Raw genomic sequence first — 18,073 nt, 5'->3', positions numbered from 1 at the left:
CCGTACGGGAGTTGGCGCCGCCCGGCAAAGCGCAGGAGCTTAGCCGGGCGGCGTCGTGCTGTCCGCCGAATCGACCAAAACCCCTGTGACTTACGAGGTGTGAGCTTTCACACGCAACTCGGAATTGCCTTGCGGCGTCGCCGTCCGGCAGAGTCTTGCTTCCGTCAGGCCCCGCATACGGCACACGTGCACCCTCAAGGGTGCTGCACCACACAACTCAACAATCGTTCGCCGTATGCCGCCCACAGCACCACGGGCCCGTGTCTTCTGTGACCCAGTAAGTCGGAGACCAGCGCAAGGGGCACGATTTTCGCCCGCTTGGTCACCTGCGTGGGCGATGCTGGAAGGAAACCGTGTGAGCCGGATCTCGGTCCGGGGATTCGCGGTGGCTTCGGCCACTGCGGTCACCACCGTCGGCGCCGTCGTGGGTGTTGCCTCGGGCAGCACCCAGCCCTCGGACGACAACTTCGAGGCCACCGCGGCCGACACCACGCTGCTCGCGGACATCCCCGCGGGCGAGCAGGCCCAGGTACAGGTCTCCTCGCTCTCGGAGCAGGCCGACGTCCAGGCCGCTGCGGCCGACTCGGCCCTGAAGAAGTCCGCGGAGGAAGCGGCCCGCATTCAGGCCGCCAAGGACGCCGAAGCGAAGAAGACGGCCGCCGACAAGGCGGAGAAGGAGCGCAAGGAGGCCGAAGCGCGCGCCGAGCGCTCCTCGGTCCGTGACGCTTCGAGCTTCTCCGCCCAGGGCTCCTACTCCATCGCCGAGGTCAAGGCGATCGCCCGGCAGATGATTCCGGCCTCGCAGTTCCAGTGCTTCAGCAACATCGTGGACCACGAGTCCGGCTGGAACTACCGCGCGACCAACCCGTCCTCGGGCGCCTACGGTCTCGTCCAGGCCCTCCCGGGTTCGAAGATGTCGTCGGCCGGCGCCGACTGGCAGACGAACCCGGCCACCCAGATCAAGTGGGGCCTGAGCTACATGAACAACCGCTACGACAGCCCCTGTGGCGCGTGGAACTTCTGGCAGGCCAACCGCTGGTACTAGACCGGCGAGCTCAACCTTGTGGAGCCCCTCACCGTCCTACGGTGGGGGGCTTCATGCGTGTAGGTTTCTGGTCCACGGCTCCCGGGGGGAGTGAGCGGGGGAAGAGGGAAGATCATGTCGAGACTGCCGCGGTGGCTGAACCGGCTGGGCGAGGGCCTGAGTCGTATGGGCGACCGCCTGGACGAGCGCCGGGCACGTGCCGAACAGCCGGACGGAACGGGCGAATCGGGCACAGCGGGCGACGGAGTCGCGCCCACGCCCGGCGGCGACGAGGGCGGTACGCCCGAGTCCGCACCCGCACGCGGGCAGGAGCCCGGCGCAAAGGCGACCATCGCACCCGGCCCCCGACCCGCCGCCGAACCGGCCGACGTGGCGTCCGACGGAGGACCGCACCCCAAGGGCGCGTTCGAGTCCGGGCGGTGGCCCGGGCGACGTGCGCCGTGGACCGGCAGCACCGCCGTCTCCGTACCCGCCCCTCCGGCCTACGCCCCCGCCGTCGCCGCACGGCCCGACCCGGTCGCCGCGATCCCGTGGGGCATGAGGGTCGCCGCCGAGGCCGGCTGGCGGCTGCTCGTCCTCGCCGGCACGGTCTGGGTGCTGATGAAGGTGATCAGCTCCGTGCAGCTGGTCGTCCTCGCCTTCGTCGCCGCGCTGCTCGTCACCGCGCTGCTCCAGCCCACGGTGAAGTGGCTGCGCCAGGCAGGGCTGCCGCGCGGACTGGCCACGGCCGTCACCGCCGTCTCCGGCTTCGTGATCATGGGCTTGGTCGGCTGGTTCGTGGTCTGGCAGGTCATGGACAACATCGACAACCTGTCCGACCGGGTCAGGGACGGTATCGAAGAGCTCAAGCAGTGGCTGCTCGACAGTCCGTTCCACGTGACCGAGAAGCAGATCAACGACATCGCCAAGAACCTCAGCGACACCGTCGGCGCCAACACCGAGCAGATCACCTCCGCCGGACTGCAGGGCGTCACCGTCGTCGTCGAGGCGCTGACCGGCATCCTGCTCGCGATGTTCTCCACGCTCTTCCTGCTGTACGACGGCAAGAAGGTCTGGCAGTGGACGCTCAAGCTGGTGCCCGCGCAGGCCCGCCCCGGCGTCGCGGGCGCGGGGCCCCGGGCCTGGCGGACGCTGACCGCCTATGTACGGGGCACGGTGCTCGTCGCTCTGATCGACGCGGTCTTCATCGGCCTCGGGCTCTACTTCCTCGAGGTCCCGATGGCCGTCCCGCTGGCCGTGTTCATCTTCCTCTTCGCCTTCATCCCGCTGGTCGGCGCCGTCATCTCCGGCGCCCTCGCGGTCGTGGTCGCCCTGGTCACCAACGGCGTGTTCACCGCCCTGATGGTCCTCGTCGTGGTCCTCGCCGTGCAGCAGATCGAGGGCCACGTGCTCCAGCCGTTCATCCTGGGCCGCGCGGTCCGGGTCCACCCGCTCGCCGTCGTCCTCGCGGTCGCGGCCGGCGGTCTGACCGCCGGAATCGGCGGCGCGGTCGTGGCCGTGCCGCTGGTCGCGGTCACCAATACCGTCGTCGGATATCTCCGCTCGTACAGTCAGGAACAAGCCATGCTCAGCGCACCCGGTCCGCACGGCGCGACGGCGTTCGAAGTGGCGCCGACCCCGGCGCCCGGTTCGGCGGAGCGGAGCGACGCGTGATCTCCGAGCCGGAGCTGGCCGGCGGGGCGGAGTTCCCCGTGGCGGAGACCGTACGGAGCGAGCCGACACGGCCGCCGAGCCCCCGCCGCCCGTGGCTCTGGGCGCTCGGCGGCGCGGTCGTGGCGTCGGCGCTGTGGGCCGGCGGACTCTACGCGTACGAGCGGAGCCAGGACGGGGGACCCGACCTGGACGGATACCGGACCACCGCGAACCTCTGCGAGCAGGCGGAGCTGAAGGCGCTGTCCACGGCCCTCGGCAAGAAGGCGGTCGACGCCGGCGGTCTGACCACGAACCATTCCGCGCTGGACATCGCCCGCTGCAACGCCACACTGGGCGGCCGGGACAGCGGCTTCGACGTGGCGATCACCTACTCGCTGCACAAGGCGACCGACCCGGGACCGGAGTTCGAGCCCCGGATCCAGGACACCAGCTACGGGGAGGACTTCCAGCGGGTCGACGGGCTGGGCGAGACGGCGCTCCTGTGGGTGGACAGGCCCCCGAAGGGCCCCTCCACCGGTGCCTGGATCCAGGTCCTGGACGGCCAGGCGGAGGTGAGGATCGAGATCATGGCGATCGAGGCGTACGAGACCGAACCGGAGACCGGGGAGGCCACCGAGCGGCCGACGTCACACGATCTGTCGGGGATCGGGGACTTCCTCGCCGAGGACGCCAGGGCGTTGATGGCCGCGCTCAAGAAGTGAGGGGACGGAGAAGGGCCCCGGGGTACCGACCCCGGGGCCCTTCTCGTCATGTCACACGCCTCACTCGGCGATGAGCGCTTCCGCGTCCAGCGTCACGCCGACCGCCTGGATCACCGAGGCGATCTTGACGGCCTCCTGGATCGTCTCGCGGTCGACACCGGCCTTGCGCAGGACCTGCTCGTGCGAGTCCAGGCACTGGCCGCAGCCGTTGATCGCGGAGACCGCCAGCGACCACAGCTCGAAGTCGACCTTCTCGACGCCCGGGTTGCCGATGACGTTCATCCGCAGACCGGCGCGCAGCGTCCCGTACTCCGGGTCCGACAGCAGGTGCCGGGTCCGGTAGAAGACGTTGTTCATCGCCATGATCGCGGCGGCGGACTTGGCCGCCGTGTACGCCTCGGGCTTGAGGTTGGCCTTGGCCTCCGGCTCCAGCTCGGCCAGGACCTTCGGCGAGCGCGAGGCGATCGCGCAGGCCAGGACCGTGCCCCAGAGCTGCTGCTGCGGCAGCTCGCTGTTGCCGATCACCGAACCGAGGTTCAGCTTCAGGTCCTTGGCGAAGTCCGGTATGGCGGACTTCAGTTCGTCGAGAGCCATGTCAGATCACTCGCCCGACAGGAGCGCGGCCGCGTCGAGGGTGCCCTCGCCCTTGTTCCAGTTGCAGGGGCACAGCTCGTCGGTCTGCAGGGCGTCCAGGACCCGCAGGACCTCCTTGGGGTTACGGCCCACGGAGCCGGCGGTCACCATGGTGAACTGGATCTCGTTGTTCGGGTCCACGATGAAGACGGCGCGCTGGGCGAAGCCGTCCTCGCCCTCGACACCGCAGTCGCTCATCAGCTCGTGCTTGGAGTCGGCGAGCATCGGGAAGGGCAGGTCACGCAGGTCGGCGTGGTCCTTGCGCCAGGCGTGGTGCACGAACTCGGAGTCGCCGGAGACGCCGAGGATCTGGGCGTCGCGGTCCGCGAACTCGTCGTTCAGCTTGCCGAAAGCGGCGATCTCGGTCGGGCAGACGAAAGTGAAGTCCTTGGGCCAGAAGAACACCACACGCCACTTGCCCTCGTAGGACTTGTGGTCGATCTGCTCGAACTCCTTGCCGCTCTCCAGCGACACGCAGGCGGTCAGGTCGTAGGTGGGGAACTGGTCACCGACAGTGAGCACGCGCTCTCCTTGCACAGGAGGAAGTCCCTTTTGGGGTCTTCCGAGGGGGGTTGGACGTGAGCTCATCCTGGCACGGAGTGCATTGATCAGTGAAATAGCTAGACTGCCTCGTGTTGATCGAAGGTGGTTATCAGTGGGATCCCCGTACAGCCCGTACACCGGCCCGATGCGTGGCAAGCAGCCAAGTCTTTCCCAGCTCAGAGCATTCGTGGCGGTCGCCGAGCAGCTGCACTTCCGTGATGCCGCCGCGGCGATCGGCATGAGCCAGCCGGCGCTCTCGGGCGCGGTTTCGGCTCTCGAAGAGGCACTCGGTGTCCAGCTCCTCGAGCGTACGACGCGCAGGGTTCTGCTCTCGCCCGCCGGCGAGCGGCTCGCGGTGCGGGCGAAGGCCGTCCTGGACGCCGTGGCGGAGCTGATGGAGGAGGCGGAGGCGGCCCAGGCCCCGTTCACCGGGGTGCTGCGGCTCGGCGTGATCCCGACCGTCGCCCCGTATCTGCTGCCCACCGTCCTGAGCCTGGTCCACCGGCGCTACCCGGAGCTCGACCTCCAGGTCCACGAGGAGCAGACCTCCTCGCTCCTGGAGGGGCTCGCGGCCGGGCGGCTCGACCTGCTGCTGCTCGCCGTGCCGCTCGGGGTTCCCGGAGTGAGTGAACTCCCGCTCTTCGACGAGGACTTCGTGCTCGTCGCCCCGGAGGGCCATCCGCTGGCGGGCCGCGACGACATACCGCGCGAGGCGCTGAAGGAGCTCAACCTGCTGCTCCTGGACGAGGGGCACTGTCTGCGCGACCAGGCCCTCGACATCTGCCGCGAGGCCGGCCGGACCGAGGGCGCGCCGGTCACCACGACCGCGGCGGGGCTCTCCACGCTGGTCCAACTGGTGGCGGGCGGCCTCGGTGTCACGCTGCTGCCGCGCACGGCCGTCAAGGTCGAGACCGCCCGCAACACGGCCCTTTTCACCGGTTCCTTCGCCGAGCCCGCGCCCTCACGGCAGGTCGCCCTCGCCATGCGGGCGGGCGCAGCCCGGCAGGCCGAGTTCGAGGAGCTGGCCGAGGCGCTGCGGGGCGCACTGAAGCGCCTTCCCGTACGGGTGGTGGGCGCGGGCTCCTGAAACCCCCCGGCTTCAGGAACCCGCGCCCACGCGTCGTACGCACACTCGACGGGTTACTCCGTCCTCAGGCCGTCCGCCCGCATCAGCCGCCACAGCACCGGCATGCTCAGCAGCGTCACGGCCGCGATCAGCGCCAACCCGATCCCGGTGACGGGCAGGAAGACCCACCAGTCCAGGACCTGTTGCCCCGTCATCTTCAGCAGCACGACACCGAGACCGAGCCCGCCCGCCACGGCGAGGACGAGACCGAGCACGATCGGCACCGCCGTCTGCCATAGCACCGACCAGCTGAGCGTGGTGCGCCGGGTGCCGAAGGCGACCAGCGAGGACAGCAGCCGCTTGCGGTCCCTGAGCTGTTCGAGCGTGGTCACCAGGAGCGAGGCCGCCACCAGGAGCATCGTCAGGGTGGAGCCGACGAGGATGCCGGTGCGGACGCTGCTGAACTGCGCGTTCCGCTCGGTGTTCTTCAGCGTCCGGACCCACGAGGTCGGATCGAGGGCCACCGCCGTGTTCCGTACGTACTCGGCGGCGTCCGGCACGGCCGGGTCGAGCCGCACCATGGCGAGCGCGGCGGGATCGTCGAGCCGGGCCGCGTCGATCGCCGACGGGGTGGCGAGGATCCCGAACTCGTACATGCCCGTCGGGTCGGGGCGGGAGTCCACGATCCGGGTGGTGGTGGGGATCCGCCACTGCGGGAGATCGCCCTTGTGCTCCTCCGGGTCCCGCAGGACGACCGTCCTGCCCGGCTTCGCGGTCTCCATGACCCAGCTGTCGGGCGCCGATCCCTGGGCGCCGTGAGAGAGAGCGGTGAAGACGTCGCCGTCGGTGCAGGAGGGCAGAGTCGCGAACTCGCGGAGGGAGGCGCAGTCGCCGACCTTGATCGAGGTGATCGGGGCGAACTCCTCGCCCTCCTTCAGGCCGCCGGGCCGCCATACGGAAGAGGTGATCGTGCCGGAGACACCGCTGACGCCCCGGGTCCTCGCGAAGCGGTTGATCATCTCCCGGGCCTCGTCGCCGGTCGTCGCCTCGGTCTCGGCCACGAGCTGTGCCCGCGTGGAGTCCTCGCCCGTGGCCTGCGTGAAGTCGTTCTCCATGGCCTGGAAGAGCATCTGGAGCGCGATCGCACCGGCCGCGGCGACGACGATGCCGCTGACGGCGCGGGCGGCCGTTCCACTGCTCAGCTGGAGCCTGCGGACGGCCAGTTGCCAGGACACCGGCCCCCCGCGCAGCCGCTTCACACCGGACTCGACGAGCCACGGCAGCAGGGTGGTGAGGCCGATCAGGGCGAGGGTGACGCCCGCTCCGACGCCCATGGTGTCGACGGCGGTCTGGTTCACCTCCACCGTTCCGAACAGCGGGACGAGCAGGGCCACGCCGGCCGCCACGAGCAGCATCCGCCACCACAGCCGGCGGCGGCGCGGCGCGGCGGACCGGACGACGCCGAGCGGCTCGATCGCCACTCCGCGCAGCGCGAAGAGCGTGACGACGACCGAGGCGACCGGCACCACGAGGAGGACGAGCGCGGCGAGGGCGGGCATCGGCACGACGTCGGACGGGAAGGCGTTGACGTCCCAGACGGTGACCGTACCGACGAACTGCCGGGCCACCGCGAAGAGTCCGACACCGACCGCGAGGCCGAGGAGCGCGCCCGCCAGGGACTCGCCGGCCGCGATCCGCCGGGTCGTCGCGGTGTCCGCGCCGACCAGGCGGAGCGCGGCGAGCCGCCGGTCGCGCTGTTCCCCGCCGAAGCGGACGGCGGTCGCGACGAAGACGAGCACCGGGAGCAGCAGGACGACGGAGGCGACGAGGACGAGGAGGATCAGGAACGCGTTGAACGGTTCCGCGGGCACCGACCAGCCGTAGCGCGATCCGCGCCCGTCGTAGTTGTCGGTGGTGAGGAAGTCGACCTGGGCGATGTAGCGCAGCTCGGCCGGGCCGATGAGTCCGGCGTCGCCGATCGTCCCGACGACCTTGTAGGGGAGCCGCTCCTCGAGGAGGGCGCCGTCGGGGGAGTCGAGCAGCTCGCGGAGCGCGGGGGAGACCAGCATCTCGCCGTTCGCGGGCAGTTTCGCCGCGCCGGGCGGGAGCGGGGTCCTATTGCCCTCGGGACGCAGAAGGAGCCCGGTGACGGCGTCGTCCCGGTAGAGCGTGGTCTGTCCGAGGTGGAGAAAGGTGTCGGGACGGGGGCCGGTCTCCTGCTCACTGCCGTCGACGGTGCGGGTCGCCTCGCGGACCTCCCGCTGGAAGAGCATGTCGGGCAGGGAGGCGGCGGCGAGCAGCAGGGCGACGCCGACGCCGATGCCGGCGGCGGTCAGGACCGTACGGACCCAGCCCTGCCGGCCTCCGGTGACCGCGAACCGCGCGCCGAGCGTCAGGTCGCGGGCCCAGGTGCGGAGCCTCATACCGCCCACTCCGTGTCCCGGACGGCGCCGTCGCGGACGACGACCTCGCGGTCGGAGTAGGCGGCGACCCGGGCCTCGTGGGTGACGAGGACGACGGCTGCACCGGTGTCCCGGGCCGCGTCCGTGAGCAGCTCCATCACCCGCTCGCCGTTGAGGGAGTCGAGGGCGCCGGTCGGTTCGTCGGCGAAGAGCACCCGCGGGGCGCTGACGAGCGCGCGGGCGACCGCGACCCGCTGGCCCTGGCCGCCGGATATCTCACCGGGCCGCTTGGCGGCGATGTCGTCGACCTCCAGGCGCGAGAGCCAGTCCCGAGCCCGCTGTTCGGCGCTCTTGCGCCGCTCGCCGTTCAGACGCAGCGGAAGGGCGACGTTCTCGACACAGGTCAGCTCCGGCACCAGCTGCCCGAACTGGAAGACGAAGCCGAAGTCGGAACGGCGCAGGGCGCTGCGCTCGCCGTCCGACATCGCGCCCAGCTCGCGCCCGTCGTAGGTGATGGTGCCGGCGTCGGGCCGGACGATCCCGGCGAGGCAGTGCAGCAGGGTGGACTTCCCGGAGCCCGAGGGGCCCATCACGGCGACGACCTCGCCGGCCCGGATGGCGAACTCGGCGCCCGAGAGCGCCGGGGTCGGTCCGTACGCCTTGTCCAGGCCGCTCGCCCGGAGCAGCGGGCTGGTGGTCATCGGCGGATCTCCTCGGCGAGCCGGTCGAGCCGGGCGGCGGTCAGTTCCAGCCAGCGCAGATCGGCTTCGAGGTGGAAGAGGGCGTGGTCGCAGATCAGCTGGTCGGCGAGGTCGCCGTCCTTCTTCCGCCGGGTCAGCTCCCGCATCAGCCGCAGATGCTCGGCGCGCTGGACGTCGAGCAGCTCGGCGGCCCCGCGTCCGGTGAGCAGTGCGAGGACGACCTTGGTGTAGAGCGTGGACTGGAGGTACGGCTCCGGCTTCTCGGGGCGCCGCAGCCACTGCTCGACATCGGTGACGCCGGCCTCGGTGATGGCGTACCGCTTCCGCTCGGGGCCGCCGCCGGCCTCGATGCCGTCGACCTCGACCAGGCCGTTCTTCAGCAGCCGGGACATCGTCGAGTAGACCTGCCCGTAGTGCAGCGGCCGGTCGTGGCCGAATCTCTCGTCGAAGGCGCGCTTGAGGTCGTATCCATGGCGCGGACCGGACTCCAGGAGCCCGAGAAGGGTGTGTCCGATTGACATGCTGTCACTCTACACCCGGTGTATACCCTCGATGTATAGCCGCCGGATCGGTGAAATCGGGCGATGTGACCAGCGATAACGGGTGATGTGACCGGCGTCGCACAACCATCCCGGCGTCAGGAGCGTCGGTTCCTGCGGGGGCGGGTGCTGATTCTCACGTCCGGAAAAGACCGGATCGAGTGCGCTTTGTCAGCATCGGCGGTGTTAGCTTGCTGAGCTGATCCGGCGCGGGCACCAGACCCGTGACGACGACGAGCGGAGCGACGAAGCACATGGGCCGAGCGGACAAAAGCCAGGGGAAGAAGGGCGGGCGGATACGCCGACTCTTCACCTGGAAGAAGATCCTGGGCACGTTCTTCGTCGGCTGCCTTCTCGTGTTGGGCGCCTTCTACGTGGTCTACCTGATGGTCCCGGTGCCCATCGCCAACGCGCAGGCGACCATGCAGAGCAACGTCTACAAGTACGCCGACGGCAAGATCCTCGCCCGGACCGGCGAGATCAACCGCGAGATCGTGGGCCTGGAGAAGATCCCGGTACCGGTCCAGAACGCCTTCGTCGCCGCGGAGAACAAGTCCTTCTACAAGGACAACGGCGTCGACATCAAGGGCACCACCCGCGCCGCCTGGTCCACGATCACCGGCAAGGGCAAGCAGGGCGGCTCGACCATCACCCAGCAGTACGTCAAGAACTTCTACCTGAGCCAGGACCAGACCGCGACGCGCAAGCTCAAGGAAATGGTCATCGCGCTCAAGGTCGACCAGCGCATGGGGAAGCCCGAGATCCTCGCCGGGTACATGAACACGAGCTTCTACGGCCGCAGCGCCTACGGCATTCAGGCCGCGGCGCAGTCGTACTACGGCGTCGACGCCTCCAAGCTCAACGTCGCCCAGGGCGCCTACCTCGCCTCGCTGCTCCAGGCCCCCAACCAGTACGACTGGACCGCCGCCACCCCGACCGGCCGCAAGCTCGTCGAGGAGCGCTGGAACTACACCCTCGACAACATGGTCGAGGAGGGCTGGCTCGACGCGACGGAGCGCGCCACGCTGAAGTTCCCCGCCCCGCAGAAGGAGAAGGCCGCCCCCGGCATGGAGGGCCAGCGCGGCTACCTCGTCGAGGCCGCGAACCAGGAACTGATCCGCCAGGGCATCCGCGCCGAGGACATCAAGGCCGGCGGCTGGACCATCACGCTCAACATCGACGAGAAGAAGCAGAAGGCCCTCGTCGCGGCGGTCGACCGACAGCTGGAGGAGAAGCTCGACCGCAAGGGCGACAAGAAGGACGCCACCGTCCAGGCCGGCGCCACCTCCGTCGACCCGAAGACCGGCAAGGTCGTCGCCCTCTACGGCGGCATCGGCGCCACCGAGCACTGGACGTCGAACGCCACCCGCCGCGACTACCAGCCGGCCTCGACCTTCAAGCCGATCGTGCTCGCCTCCGCGCTCGAGAACGACGCCACGACCCAGGACGAGCGGAAGATCGGCCTCGGCACGATCTACAACGGCGACAGCAAGACCCCGGTCGTGGGCAGCGACATCCCCTTCGCCCCGGAGAACGAGGACGACAAGAACCACGGCCCCGTCACCGTCCAGAAGGCCACCAACAGCTCGATCAACTCGGTCTACGCCCAGATGATCGTGGACGTCGGCCCGGGGCACGTGAAGAGGACCGCCCTCGACCTCGGCCTGAAGGACGGCCCGGACTTCGGCGAGAGCCCCGCGATGTCGCTCGGCACCATGGGCGCCTCCACCTGGGACATGGCCGGCGCCTACGCCACGCTCGACAACCACGGCGTGAAGGTCACCCCGACCATCGTGAAGTCCGCCGAGCACAAGGACCGCAAGGTCGATCCGGTGAAGGCGATCGGCGACCAGGTCGTCAGCCGCGAGACCGCCGACACCGTCACCAAGGCCATGACCGGCGTCGTCACCAGCGGCTCCGGCACCCGGGCGGCCGGCGACTACTCCGCGGCGGGCAAGACGGGTACGTCGGAGAACAACCGCTCCGCCTGGTTCGTCGGCTACACCCCCGAACTGGTCACGGCCGTCGGCCTCTTCGGCGAGGACCCCAAGGGCAACCAGGTCACCCTCACCGACACGATCAACAAGGGCCGCGCCAACGGCGGCAGGACCCCGGCCCAGATCTGGGGCGACTACACCACCACCGCCCTCGGCGGCGGCTCGGACGCCCGCTTCGACCTGGAGACCGACGACTCCGCGGTCCTGGAGCCGAACCCGACGCCGACGCAGTCCACCGAGGCCCCGACGTCGAGCCCGCCGCCCACCACCGGCTCCCCTGACCCGACGCCGCCGCCGACCTCGACGGCGACGACGCCGCCGCAGCCGACGGATACCGTCACGGTGCCGCCCGAGCCGACCGGGACGACGGACCCGACCGGTCCGACGGTCGAACCGCCGGACTTCGGCGGGGACGAGCGCCCCGAGCGGTGACATGACGAAGGCCGGACCCCTTGAGGGTCCGGCCTTCGCCGTGCTCGAGCCGTACGGGTCCGCCGTAGGGCCCGCGAACGGGCGGAGCGTTCGGATCTACGTCCGCGTGGGCAGCTCGAACCAGACCACCTTGCCGCCGGAGAGCCGCGTCGCGCCCCATCGCCGGGCCAGCCGGTTCACCAGGAACAGACCGCGCCCGCCCTCGTCGGTGTCCCGTGCCCGTCGCTGCCGCGGCAGCTGCGGGGAGTCGTCGCCGACCTCGCAGCGCAGGACGTCGGTCTTCAGCAGCCGCAGGGTCACCGGCCGCTCCGCGTACCGCACGGCGTTCGTCACGACCTCGCTGATCAGCAGCTCGACCGAGTCCGACAGCTCCTCCAGGTCCCAGCGGGCCAGCGCCCGCCGCGCGAGCCGCCGGGCACGCCCCGGGGCCGCGTCCTCCGGTTCCAGGAACCAGTACGCCACGTCACTGGGCGCGATCCCGTCGAACCGGGCCGCGAGCAGCGCGATGTCGTCGTCCCGGTCGCCCGGGCCCAGCATGTCGAGGACGTCGTCACAGAGGGCTTCGAGGGGCGGTGAGTGATCCGGCCCGGTCAGCTGGGCGGTCGCCGCGAGGCGCTCCCGCAGCTGCTCTATCCCGGTCCACACGTCCCGCAGCCGGGACTCCACCAGGCCGTCCGTGTAGAGCAGCAGGGTGGCGCCCGCGGGGGCGTCCAGCTCCACCGCCTCGAAGTCGACCCCGCCCACGCCGATCGGCGCCCCCGGCGGTACCCGCAGGACCTCCGCGCGGCCGCCGAGGTGTAGCAGTATCGGCGGCGGATGGCCGGCGTTGGCGATGGTGATCCGGTGCGAGACCGGGTCGTACACCGCGTACATGCAGGTCGCCATCCGGTCCTGACCGAGCCGCTGGGCCTGCTCGTCCAGGTGGTGCAGCACCTCCTGCGGCGGCAGGTCGAGCCCGGCCAGGGTCTGCGCCGTCGTCCGCAGCTGGCCCATGATCGCCGCGGAGGTCATGGAGTGGCCCATGACGTCGCCGACCACCAGCGCCACCCGGCTGCCGGGCAGCGGGATCGCGTCGTACCAGTCACCACCGACACGGGCCGTCTCGGCCGCCGGCAGATAGCGGGAGGCGAGCCGGACACCGGTCGGCTGCGGCAGCGAGTCCGGAAGCATCGTGCGCTGGAGCTCGTCGGCGATGTACGCCTCGCGGCCGTACAGCACTGCCTTGTCGATGCCGAGCGCGGTGTGGGTCGCCAACTGCGCCGCGACCAGGAGGTCGTTGGGCTCGAAGCCGGGCCGCTCGGGCCGGCGCAGGAAGACCGCGGCGCCGATCACCCGGCGGCGGCCCCGCAGCGGGGCGAGGATCGCCCGATGCCCGCCGGGCAGCACGTGCTCGGGCCCGAGCAGCTCGGGCAGCGCGGCGCGGGCGGCGGCGGAGTCGCCGAAGACCGGCCGCACCCCGCGCAGCACCTCGGCGAGCGCACTGCCGGAGCGGACCTCGCACAGCTCGGCGGCCGGGGTCGGGTCGGGGTCGGGGACGAGCGCCAGCTCCTCGCCCTCCACCTCCGCTAAACGGAGCCGGTCGGTACGGCGCAGCCGCAGCACGAAGGGCGCCACCGGCCGTTCGTCGCCCACCGGAAGCGGGTCGCGCAGATAGACCAGGATCGCGTCGGAGAAGGTCGGCACGGTCGCCCGGCACAGACCCAGCACGATCTCGTCGAGGTCTATCCCGCGCGCGATCCGCCGGGTCGCCGCGCCCACGAACCGCAGCCGGTCGCCCTCGCGCCGCGCCGCCAGCACATCCTGCGGTGCCGCCGCTCCCGGGGCGACGTTCACGGCCATCGCCGCGGCAGGCGCACCGGCCTGCGCGGCTCCTGGCGCGGCGGGACCGCCACCATGCCCGGCCGATTCGCCCGCCGAACCGGTGGGCGCGCCACCACGCCCGGCCGGCGCGGCCCCATGGCCCGGCGTCGTGCCGCCGTGATCGGCCGACGGGCCTTTGGCGGGGGCCGATGTCGGCGGCGTCACCTGACCGGGCACGGGGGCTCCCGTGCCGGCGCGGCCCGAGCCCGCGGCGTCGCCGGAGCGACCGTCCGCGGCGCCCGACCGGTGGCCGGCCGCGCCGGGCTGCGCCGGCACCGGGGCCTCGGCCGCTTCCTGGCGGGGGCGGGTGCGCTCGTGCGACCGGGCAGCCAGCGGCTGCCGGCCTTCGTGGGAGGTGGGATGCTCCGTCACGCGTGGGATTCCGTCCGTCCGGGCCGGTGGTGCGATGCACTCGCTCTTCTCGCCGATGCCGCGCCTTCACCGGGGATAAACCCCTGGCACGCGGTGGATGTGCATGCCCCGCGAGCAGCGGCTACGACAGGGGTCGGCACACCCGGGCACACGTCCGGCACTGCTCTCCCCCTCAGAATGACTTACGGTCAGGTCCTGCGCTGTGCTCTGTGGTTGACGCCTCGTTCGGTTGATCACCGCCTTGCGGAGGACGATCCTACGTTTGCACCCCGGGGGCGCATCAAGGGTCTCACGGTGCCGTGTGCGCCGGAGTGCGATCCCAGTCCGAGGGCAGCTCGGGCACGGTCCACCGGGGATCGGGCCGCCAGTCCTCCCATCCGTCGGAGAACGGCGCGCCCCATGCCCCGATCACCTCGACTGCGGCGCGGCCCGCCGCCCGCACCCGCGCGGCCTGCGCCGCGTCCATCAGGCCGGCCCGCTGGGCCTGCGCGAACTCGTCCTCGTCCCGCCACAGCCAGCTGCGGTCGGGGTAGACGGAGATGTCGAGGAAGTGGTCCTCGGAGTCGATGCCGCCGGACCACCGGGTGCGCGGCTCCTCGAGGTTCACGTACCAGCTGCGGAAGCGCCAGCCGCGATCCCAGAACAGCCAGACCGACCAGGGATCCGTCGGTCCGGCCAGTTTCAGCACCCCCGTGCCGAACCAGCGCGCGCGGGCGGTGGTGCGCGGGGCGGTGTACCGGGTGGCGAGCGGCTCCTCGTGCACGGGGGTTCCGTCGGCGAGCACCGGCTTGACGCACTCGGTGCCCGGGGCCATCCAGACGGCGAGCAGCTCGGGGGTGTCCTGGACGACGGTCACCGGCCGGCAGATGTGCACCGCGCCGGAGCCGTTGCCGCGGTAGCGCCAGAGGATGTGCTCCCCCGGCGCCCAGTGCTGAGGGCCGCCCGATCCTGTCATGCGCAGATCTTAGGGGCGGGCCCTCTTCGTCGCTGCGGTACAGGTCACGGATGAGTCATACGCAGCACGTCGAGCGCTTCGTCGAGTTGTTCGACCGTGAGGTCGCCCCGCTCCACGAAGCCGGACTCGAGCACCACCTGCCGGATCGTCTTCCGCTCCGCCAGGGACTTCTTGGCCACCTTCGCGGCCTGCTCGTAGCCGATGTACTTGTTCAGCGGGGTGACGACGGACGGCGAGGACTCGGCGTACTCCCGGGCCCGCTCGACGTTGGCGGTGATGCCGTCGACCGTCCGGTCCGCGAGGAGGCGGGAGGCGTTGGCGAGCAGGCGTACAGACTCCAGCAGGTTCTTGGCGATCACCGGGAGCATGACGTTGAGCTCGAAGTTCCCGGCCGCGCCGGCGACCGCCACCGTGGTGTCGTTGCCGGTCACCTGCGCGGCGACCATGAGGACCGCCTCGGGGACGACCGGGTTCACCTTGCCCGGCATGATCGACGAGCCGGGCTGGAGGTCGGGGAGGTTGATCTCGGCGAGGCCCGTGCGCGGGCCGCTCGCCATCCAGCGCAGATCGTTGGAGATCTTCGTGAGGCCGACCGCGATGGTCCTGAGCTGCCCGGACGTCTCCACCAGGCCGTCCCGGGCGCCCTGCGCCTCGAAGTGGTCGCGGGCCTCGGTGAGCGGCAGGCCGGTGGCGTCGGCGATCTCGGCGATGACCGCGGCGGAGAACCCGGGCGGTGTGTTGATGCCGGTGCCCACCGCCGTTCCGCCGAGGGGGAGTTCGGCGAGCCGGGGCAGTGAGGAGCGCAGCCGCTCGATCCCGTACCGGACCTGGGCCGCGTAGCCGCCGAACTCCTGTCCGAGTGTCACCGGCGTGGCGTCCATCAGATGCGTACGGCCGGACTTCACCACGTCCGCGAATTCGGCCGATTTCCGCTCCAGGGATTCGGCCAGATGATCGAGCGCCGGGATCAGATCGCGGGTGACGGCGGCCGTGGCGGCGATGTGGATCGAGGAGGGGAAGACGTCGTTGGACGACTGGGACGCGTTCACATGGTCGTTGGGGTGGACGCTGCGGTCCCCCGGGGCCCCGCTCAGCCGCTCGGTGGCGAGGGTGGCGATGACCTCGTTGGTGTTCATGTTGGACGAGGTGCCCGAGCCGGTCTGGAAGACGTCGACCGGGAAGTGCTCGTCCCAACGGCCCTCGGCGACCTCGGCCGCCGCCTCCTGGATGGCCGTGGCGAGGTCCCGGTCGACGACCCCGAGTTCGGCGTTGACCTTGGCGGCCGCGGCCTTGATCCGGGCGAGCGCCTCGATATGGGCCCGTTCGAGCCGTTGCCCCGAGATGGGGAAGTTCTCCACCGCCCGCTGGGTCTGCGCCCGCCACTTGGCGTGCCGGGGAACGCGCACCTCGCCCATCGAGTCGTGCTCGATCCGGTGGTCACCGGTCTTGTCGCCGCCGGTATCGGCCGTGCCGCCGCTGGTGTCGGTCATGTCGTCAACCTCCATACAAAGTTGAGCACTTGTCTTGTTCCGGCTATTCCCATTGCGCGTACCGGCCAGTAAAAACCGTGGGTAACCCCACTTCCAGGAGGCGCAATGAGGCGCACCAGGTACAGACTCCGCTGGACGATCGCGGCCACGGCCGCGGCCGCCGCGGCCCTCGGCACCATGGCAGCCGCAGCCCCCGCCGGCGCGGCCGACACCGGAACGGGCACCCGTACGGCGGCGTCCGTACCCCTCTCGCCCGAGCTGGAGGCCATCCGCGCGGCCGAGGCCACCAAGATCTACGGCAGCCCCGAGGAGCGACCGCTCGCCCAGCGCAAGACCGGCCTGATCTCGCTCGGCGACAGCGAGATCTCCGGCGAGGGCGTCGGCACCTACGAGCCGCCGACCAACGGGCCGACCAACTGGTGCCACCGCTCACCCGACGCCGCCGTCCACCGCACCGGAATCCCCGCGGACCTCACGTTCAACGTGTCCTGCTCCGGCGCCTACAGCGGCAACATCAGGATCGGCGGATCGAAGCAGTACGCCGACGAACTCGTCCAGAGCGACAACCTCGCCATCAAGGCGCGCAACACCCGGATCAAGATGGTGCTGCTGGTGGCGGGAGCCAACGACGACCTGCAGTTCGGCCCGGTGATGACCGACTGCGTCACGCGGTACCTGACCCTGCAGGGCGCCTGCGAGCCCAAGTACGCCCCCGGCTGGCAGGCCCGCGTCGACGGACTCGTGCCCAAGGTCGAGCAGACCGTACGCGACCTGAAGACCGTGATGCGCGACGCCGGGTACGCCGACGGCGACTACAAGCTCGTCGTCATGGGCTACCCGAGTCCCATCGGCCCGGACTTCCACGACAACCCGAACTTCCCCGGCAAGCTCTCCTGCGGCGGGCTCGGCTACGACTCCGACACCGTCTGGGGCCGCAACACCGCGGTGCCGGCCTTCGAGCGCGGGATGCGCAGGGCGGCGGCCGGCACCGGGGCGACCTACCTCGACAACTCGCGGCTCTTCCACGGCCACGAGGTCTGTATGGAGGACCCCTGGGCGAGGGGCCTGTACATCGACCTCTCCAAGCCCGGCCCCCCGGACGAGAACTCCGTCCGGCAGTCCTTCCACCCCAACGCGCGCGGCCACGCGGCCTTCGCGTCCTGTCTGACCCAGATCTACAACTCGGGTCTGCGTGAGGCAAGTTGCGCGGACGTGAACTCGTCGGGGACCCCGACCCTCGTCCCGTACGCCTGGGACGACGCCTACAAGCCGCTGAAGAACCAGGCGACGGGGAACTGCGTGGACGTCGACGCGGCCACGTCGAGGAACGGCACCGCCGTGCTCGGCTGGGACTGCCACGGCGGCCGCAACCAGGGCTGGTGGTACGACCCCGCACGCCGGACCGTCCACACGGAGCTGACCCAGGACCGGTGCCTGGACGTGCCGGCGGCCAAGTACCAGGCGGGGACGGGGATGATCGTCTGGAACTGCTCGGGCACGGCGAACCAGAAGTTCGTGCGGGACGGGGCGACGATCAGGCCTGCGGCGGCGACGGGCCTGTGCCTGACGCAGTCGGCGGCGCGCCAGCCGATCCGGCTGCAGACCTGCGACGGGTCGGCGGGACAGCGGTTCGCGTAGGGGCCTTCGGTCGCGGCAGTGGCCCCCGCCCGACGCCGGTCGGGCG

14 protein-coding genes are annotated in these 18,073 nt (G+C 70.9%); 6 read left to right on the top strand and 8 right to left on the bottom strand.

Going from position 1 to position 18,073, the window contains the following annotated elements:
- Window positions 1-355 precede the first annotated feature (355 nt).
- The 3 genes from ACFQ7Q_RS25920 (at window position 356) to ACFQ7Q_RS25910 (ending at window position 3,399) form a co-directional block, all read left to right on the top strand.
- Window positions 356-1,045: a transglycosylase SLT domain-containing protein gene (locus tag ACFQ7Q_RS25920; protein WP_383559169.1), complete on the top strand. Its 690-nt coding sequence runs from the start codon at window positions 356-358 to the stop codon at window positions 1,043-1,045.
- A 114-nt stretch (window positions 1,046-1,159) separates the two neighbouring features.
- Window positions 1,160-2,698: an AI-2E family transporter gene (locus tag ACFQ7Q_RS25915; RefSeq protein ID WP_383559167.1), complete on the top strand. Its 1,539-nt coding sequence runs from the start codon at window positions 1,160-1,162 to the stop codon at window positions 2,696-2,698.
- Entirely contained in the window at window positions 2,695-3,399 is a 705-nt protein-coding gene (locus ACFQ7Q_RS25910; RefSeq protein WP_383559165.1) for a hypothetical protein, read from the top strand. Before ACFQ7Q_RS25915 ends, ACFQ7Q_RS25910 begins: the two co-directional genes overlap by 4 nt.
- Before the next feature lie 60 nt (window positions 3,400-3,459).
- Here ACFQ7Q_RS25910 and ACFQ7Q_RS25905 read toward each other — a convergent pair whose 3' ends face one another.
- Window positions 3,460-3,993, bottom strand: coding sequence for an alkyl hydroperoxide reductase (locus ACFQ7Q_RS25905; protein WP_329116564.1), 534 nt, complete (start codon window positions 3,991-3,993; stop codon window positions 3,460-3,462).
- Between the two features lie 6 nt (window positions 3,994-3,999).
- Window positions 4,000-4,554, bottom strand: coding sequence for a peroxiredoxin (locus ACFQ7Q_RS25900; RefSeq protein ID WP_383559163.1), 555 nt, complete (start codon window positions 4,552-4,554; stop codon window positions 4,000-4,002).
- Window positions 4,555-4,720: 166 nt separating this feature from the next.
- Between ACFQ7Q_RS25900 and ACFQ7Q_RS25895 the strand changes: the two genes are divergently transcribed.
- Window positions 4,721-5,662, top strand: a complete 942-nt coding sequence (locus ACFQ7Q_RS25895) for a hydrogen peroxide-inducible genes activator (RefSeq protein ID WP_383559218.1) — start codon at window positions 4,721-4,723, stop codon at window positions 5,660-5,662.
- 53 nt (window positions 5,663-5,715) lie between these two features.
- Here ACFQ7Q_RS25895 and ACFQ7Q_RS25890 read toward each other — a convergent pair whose 3' ends face one another.
- From ACFQ7Q_RS25890 to ACFQ7Q_RS25880, 3 genes are read right to left on the bottom strand one after another with little or no spacing between them, the layout of a single operon-like run.
- Window positions 5,716-8,064: an FtsX-like permease family protein gene (locus ACFQ7Q_RS25890; protein WP_383559162.1), complete on the bottom strand. Its 2,349-nt coding sequence runs from the start codon at window positions 8,062-8,064 to the stop codon at window positions 5,716-5,718.
- The gene (locus ACFQ7Q_RS25885; RefSeq protein WP_383559161.1) at window positions 8,061-8,744 is read right to left on the bottom strand and encodes an ABC transporter ATP-binding protein; all 684 of its coding nucleotides are present in this window, start codon (window positions 8,742-8,744) and stop codon (window positions 8,061-8,063) included. The genes ACFQ7Q_RS25890 and ACFQ7Q_RS25885 overlap by 4 nt, the downstream gene beginning before the upstream one ends.
- Window positions 8,741-9,265: a PadR family transcriptional regulator gene (locus ACFQ7Q_RS25880; protein ID WP_355105714.1), complete on the bottom strand. Its 525-nt coding sequence runs from the start codon at window positions 9,263-9,265 to the stop codon at window positions 8,741-8,743. The genes ACFQ7Q_RS25885 and ACFQ7Q_RS25880 overlap by 4 nt, the downstream gene beginning before the upstream one ends.
- A 272-nt stretch (window positions 9,266-9,537) precedes the next feature.
- On the opposite strand from ACFQ7Q_RS25880, the gene ACFQ7Q_RS25875 reads away from it, so the two are divergent.
- A complete protein-coding gene (locus ACFQ7Q_RS25875; protein ID WP_383559159.1) occupies window positions 9,538-11,712 on the top strand; it encodes a transglycosylase domain-containing protein in 2,175 nt (724 codons plus the stop codon).
- 96 nt (window positions 11,713-11,808) lie between these two features.
- Here ACFQ7Q_RS25875 and ACFQ7Q_RS25870 read toward each other — a convergent pair whose 3' ends face one another.
- The 3 genes from ACFQ7Q_RS25870 to ACFQ7Q_RS25860 all read right to left on the bottom strand — a co-directional run bounded on the left by ACFQ7Q_RS25870 (window position 11,809) and on the right by ACFQ7Q_RS25860 (window position 16,389).
- Window positions 11,809-13,944, bottom strand: coding sequence for a SpoIIE family protein phosphatase (locus tag ACFQ7Q_RS25870; RefSeq protein WP_383559158.1), 2,136 nt, complete (start codon window positions 13,942-13,944; stop codon window positions 11,809-11,811).
- Window positions 13,945-14,233: 289 nt separating this feature from the next.
- On the bottom strand, window positions 14,234-14,899 hold the full coding sequence (locus ACFQ7Q_RS25865; protein ID WP_383559156.1) for a DUF402 domain-containing protein: 666 nt from the start codon (window positions 14,897-14,899) through the stop codon (window positions 14,234-14,236).
- A 44-nt stretch (window positions 14,900-14,943) separates the two neighbouring features.
- Window positions 14,944-16,389: a class II fumarate hydratase gene (locus ACFQ7Q_RS25860; protein WP_383559154.1), complete on the bottom strand. Its 1,446-nt coding sequence runs from the start codon at window positions 16,387-16,389 to the stop codon at window positions 14,944-14,946.
- 105 nt (window positions 16,390-16,494) lie between these two features.
- Here ACFQ7Q_RS25860 and ACFQ7Q_RS25855 point away from each other — a divergent pair, with 105 nt between their 5' ends.
- Entirely contained in the window at window positions 16,495-18,027 is a 1,533-nt protein-coding gene (locus ACFQ7Q_RS25855; protein WP_383559152.1) for a ricin-type beta-trefoil lectin domain protein, read from the top strand.
- Window positions 18,028-18,073 lie beyond the last annotated feature (46 nt).

Origin of the sequence: Streptomyces sp. NPDC056527, assembly GCF_042794475.1 — a bacterium.
Lineage (GTDB): Bacteria > Actinomycetota > Actinomycetes > Streptomycetales > Streptomycetaceae > Streptomyces.
Note: the sequence above shows the minus strand (reverse complement) of the source record. Positions and strands in the feature narration are given on the sequence as shown.

Excerpts from the sequence above, each read along its gene's own strand:
- ACFQ7Q_RS25855 (WP_383559152.1), top strand. The coding sequence starts at position 16,495 with ATGAGGCGCACCAGGTACAGACTCCGCTGGACGATCGCGGCCACGGCC.
- ACFQ7Q_RS25875 (WP_383559159.1), top strand. The coding sequence starts at position 9,538 with ATGGGCCGAGCGGACAAAAGCCAGGGGAAGAAGGGCGGGCGGATACGC.
- ACFQ7Q_RS25865 (WP_383559156.1), bottom strand. The coding sequence starts at position 14,899 with ATGACAGGATCGGGCGGCCCTCAGCACTGGGCGCCGGGGGAGCACATC.
- ACFQ7Q_RS25860 (WP_383559154.1), bottom strand. The coding sequence starts at position 16,389 with ATGACCGACACCAGCGGCGGCACGGCCGATACCGGCGGCGACAAGACC.
- ACFQ7Q_RS25885 (WP_383559161.1), bottom strand. The coding sequence starts at position 8,744 with ATGACCACCAGCCCGCTGCTCCGGGCGAGCGGCCTGGACAAGGCGTAC.
- ACFQ7Q_RS25890 (WP_383559162.1), bottom strand. The coding sequence starts at position 8,064 with ATGAGGCTCCGCACCTGGGCCCGCGACCTGACGCTCGGCGCGCGGTTC.
- ACFQ7Q_RS25905 (WP_329116564.1), bottom strand. The coding sequence starts at position 3,993 with ATGGCTCTCGACGAACTGAAGTCCGCCATACCGGACTTCGCCAAGGAC.
- ACFQ7Q_RS25915 (WP_383559167.1), top strand. The coding sequence starts at position 1,160 with ATGTCGAGACTGCCGCGGTGGCTGAACCGGCTGGGCGAGGGCCTGAGT.
- ACFQ7Q_RS25895 (WP_383559218.1), top strand. The coding sequence starts at position 4,721 with ATGCGTGGCAAGCAGCCAAGTCTTTCCCAGCTCAGAGCATTCGTGGCG.
- ACFQ7Q_RS25880 (WP_355105714.1), bottom strand. The coding sequence starts at position 9,265 with ATGTCAATCGGACACACCCTTCTCGGGCTCCTGGAGTCCGGTCCGCGC.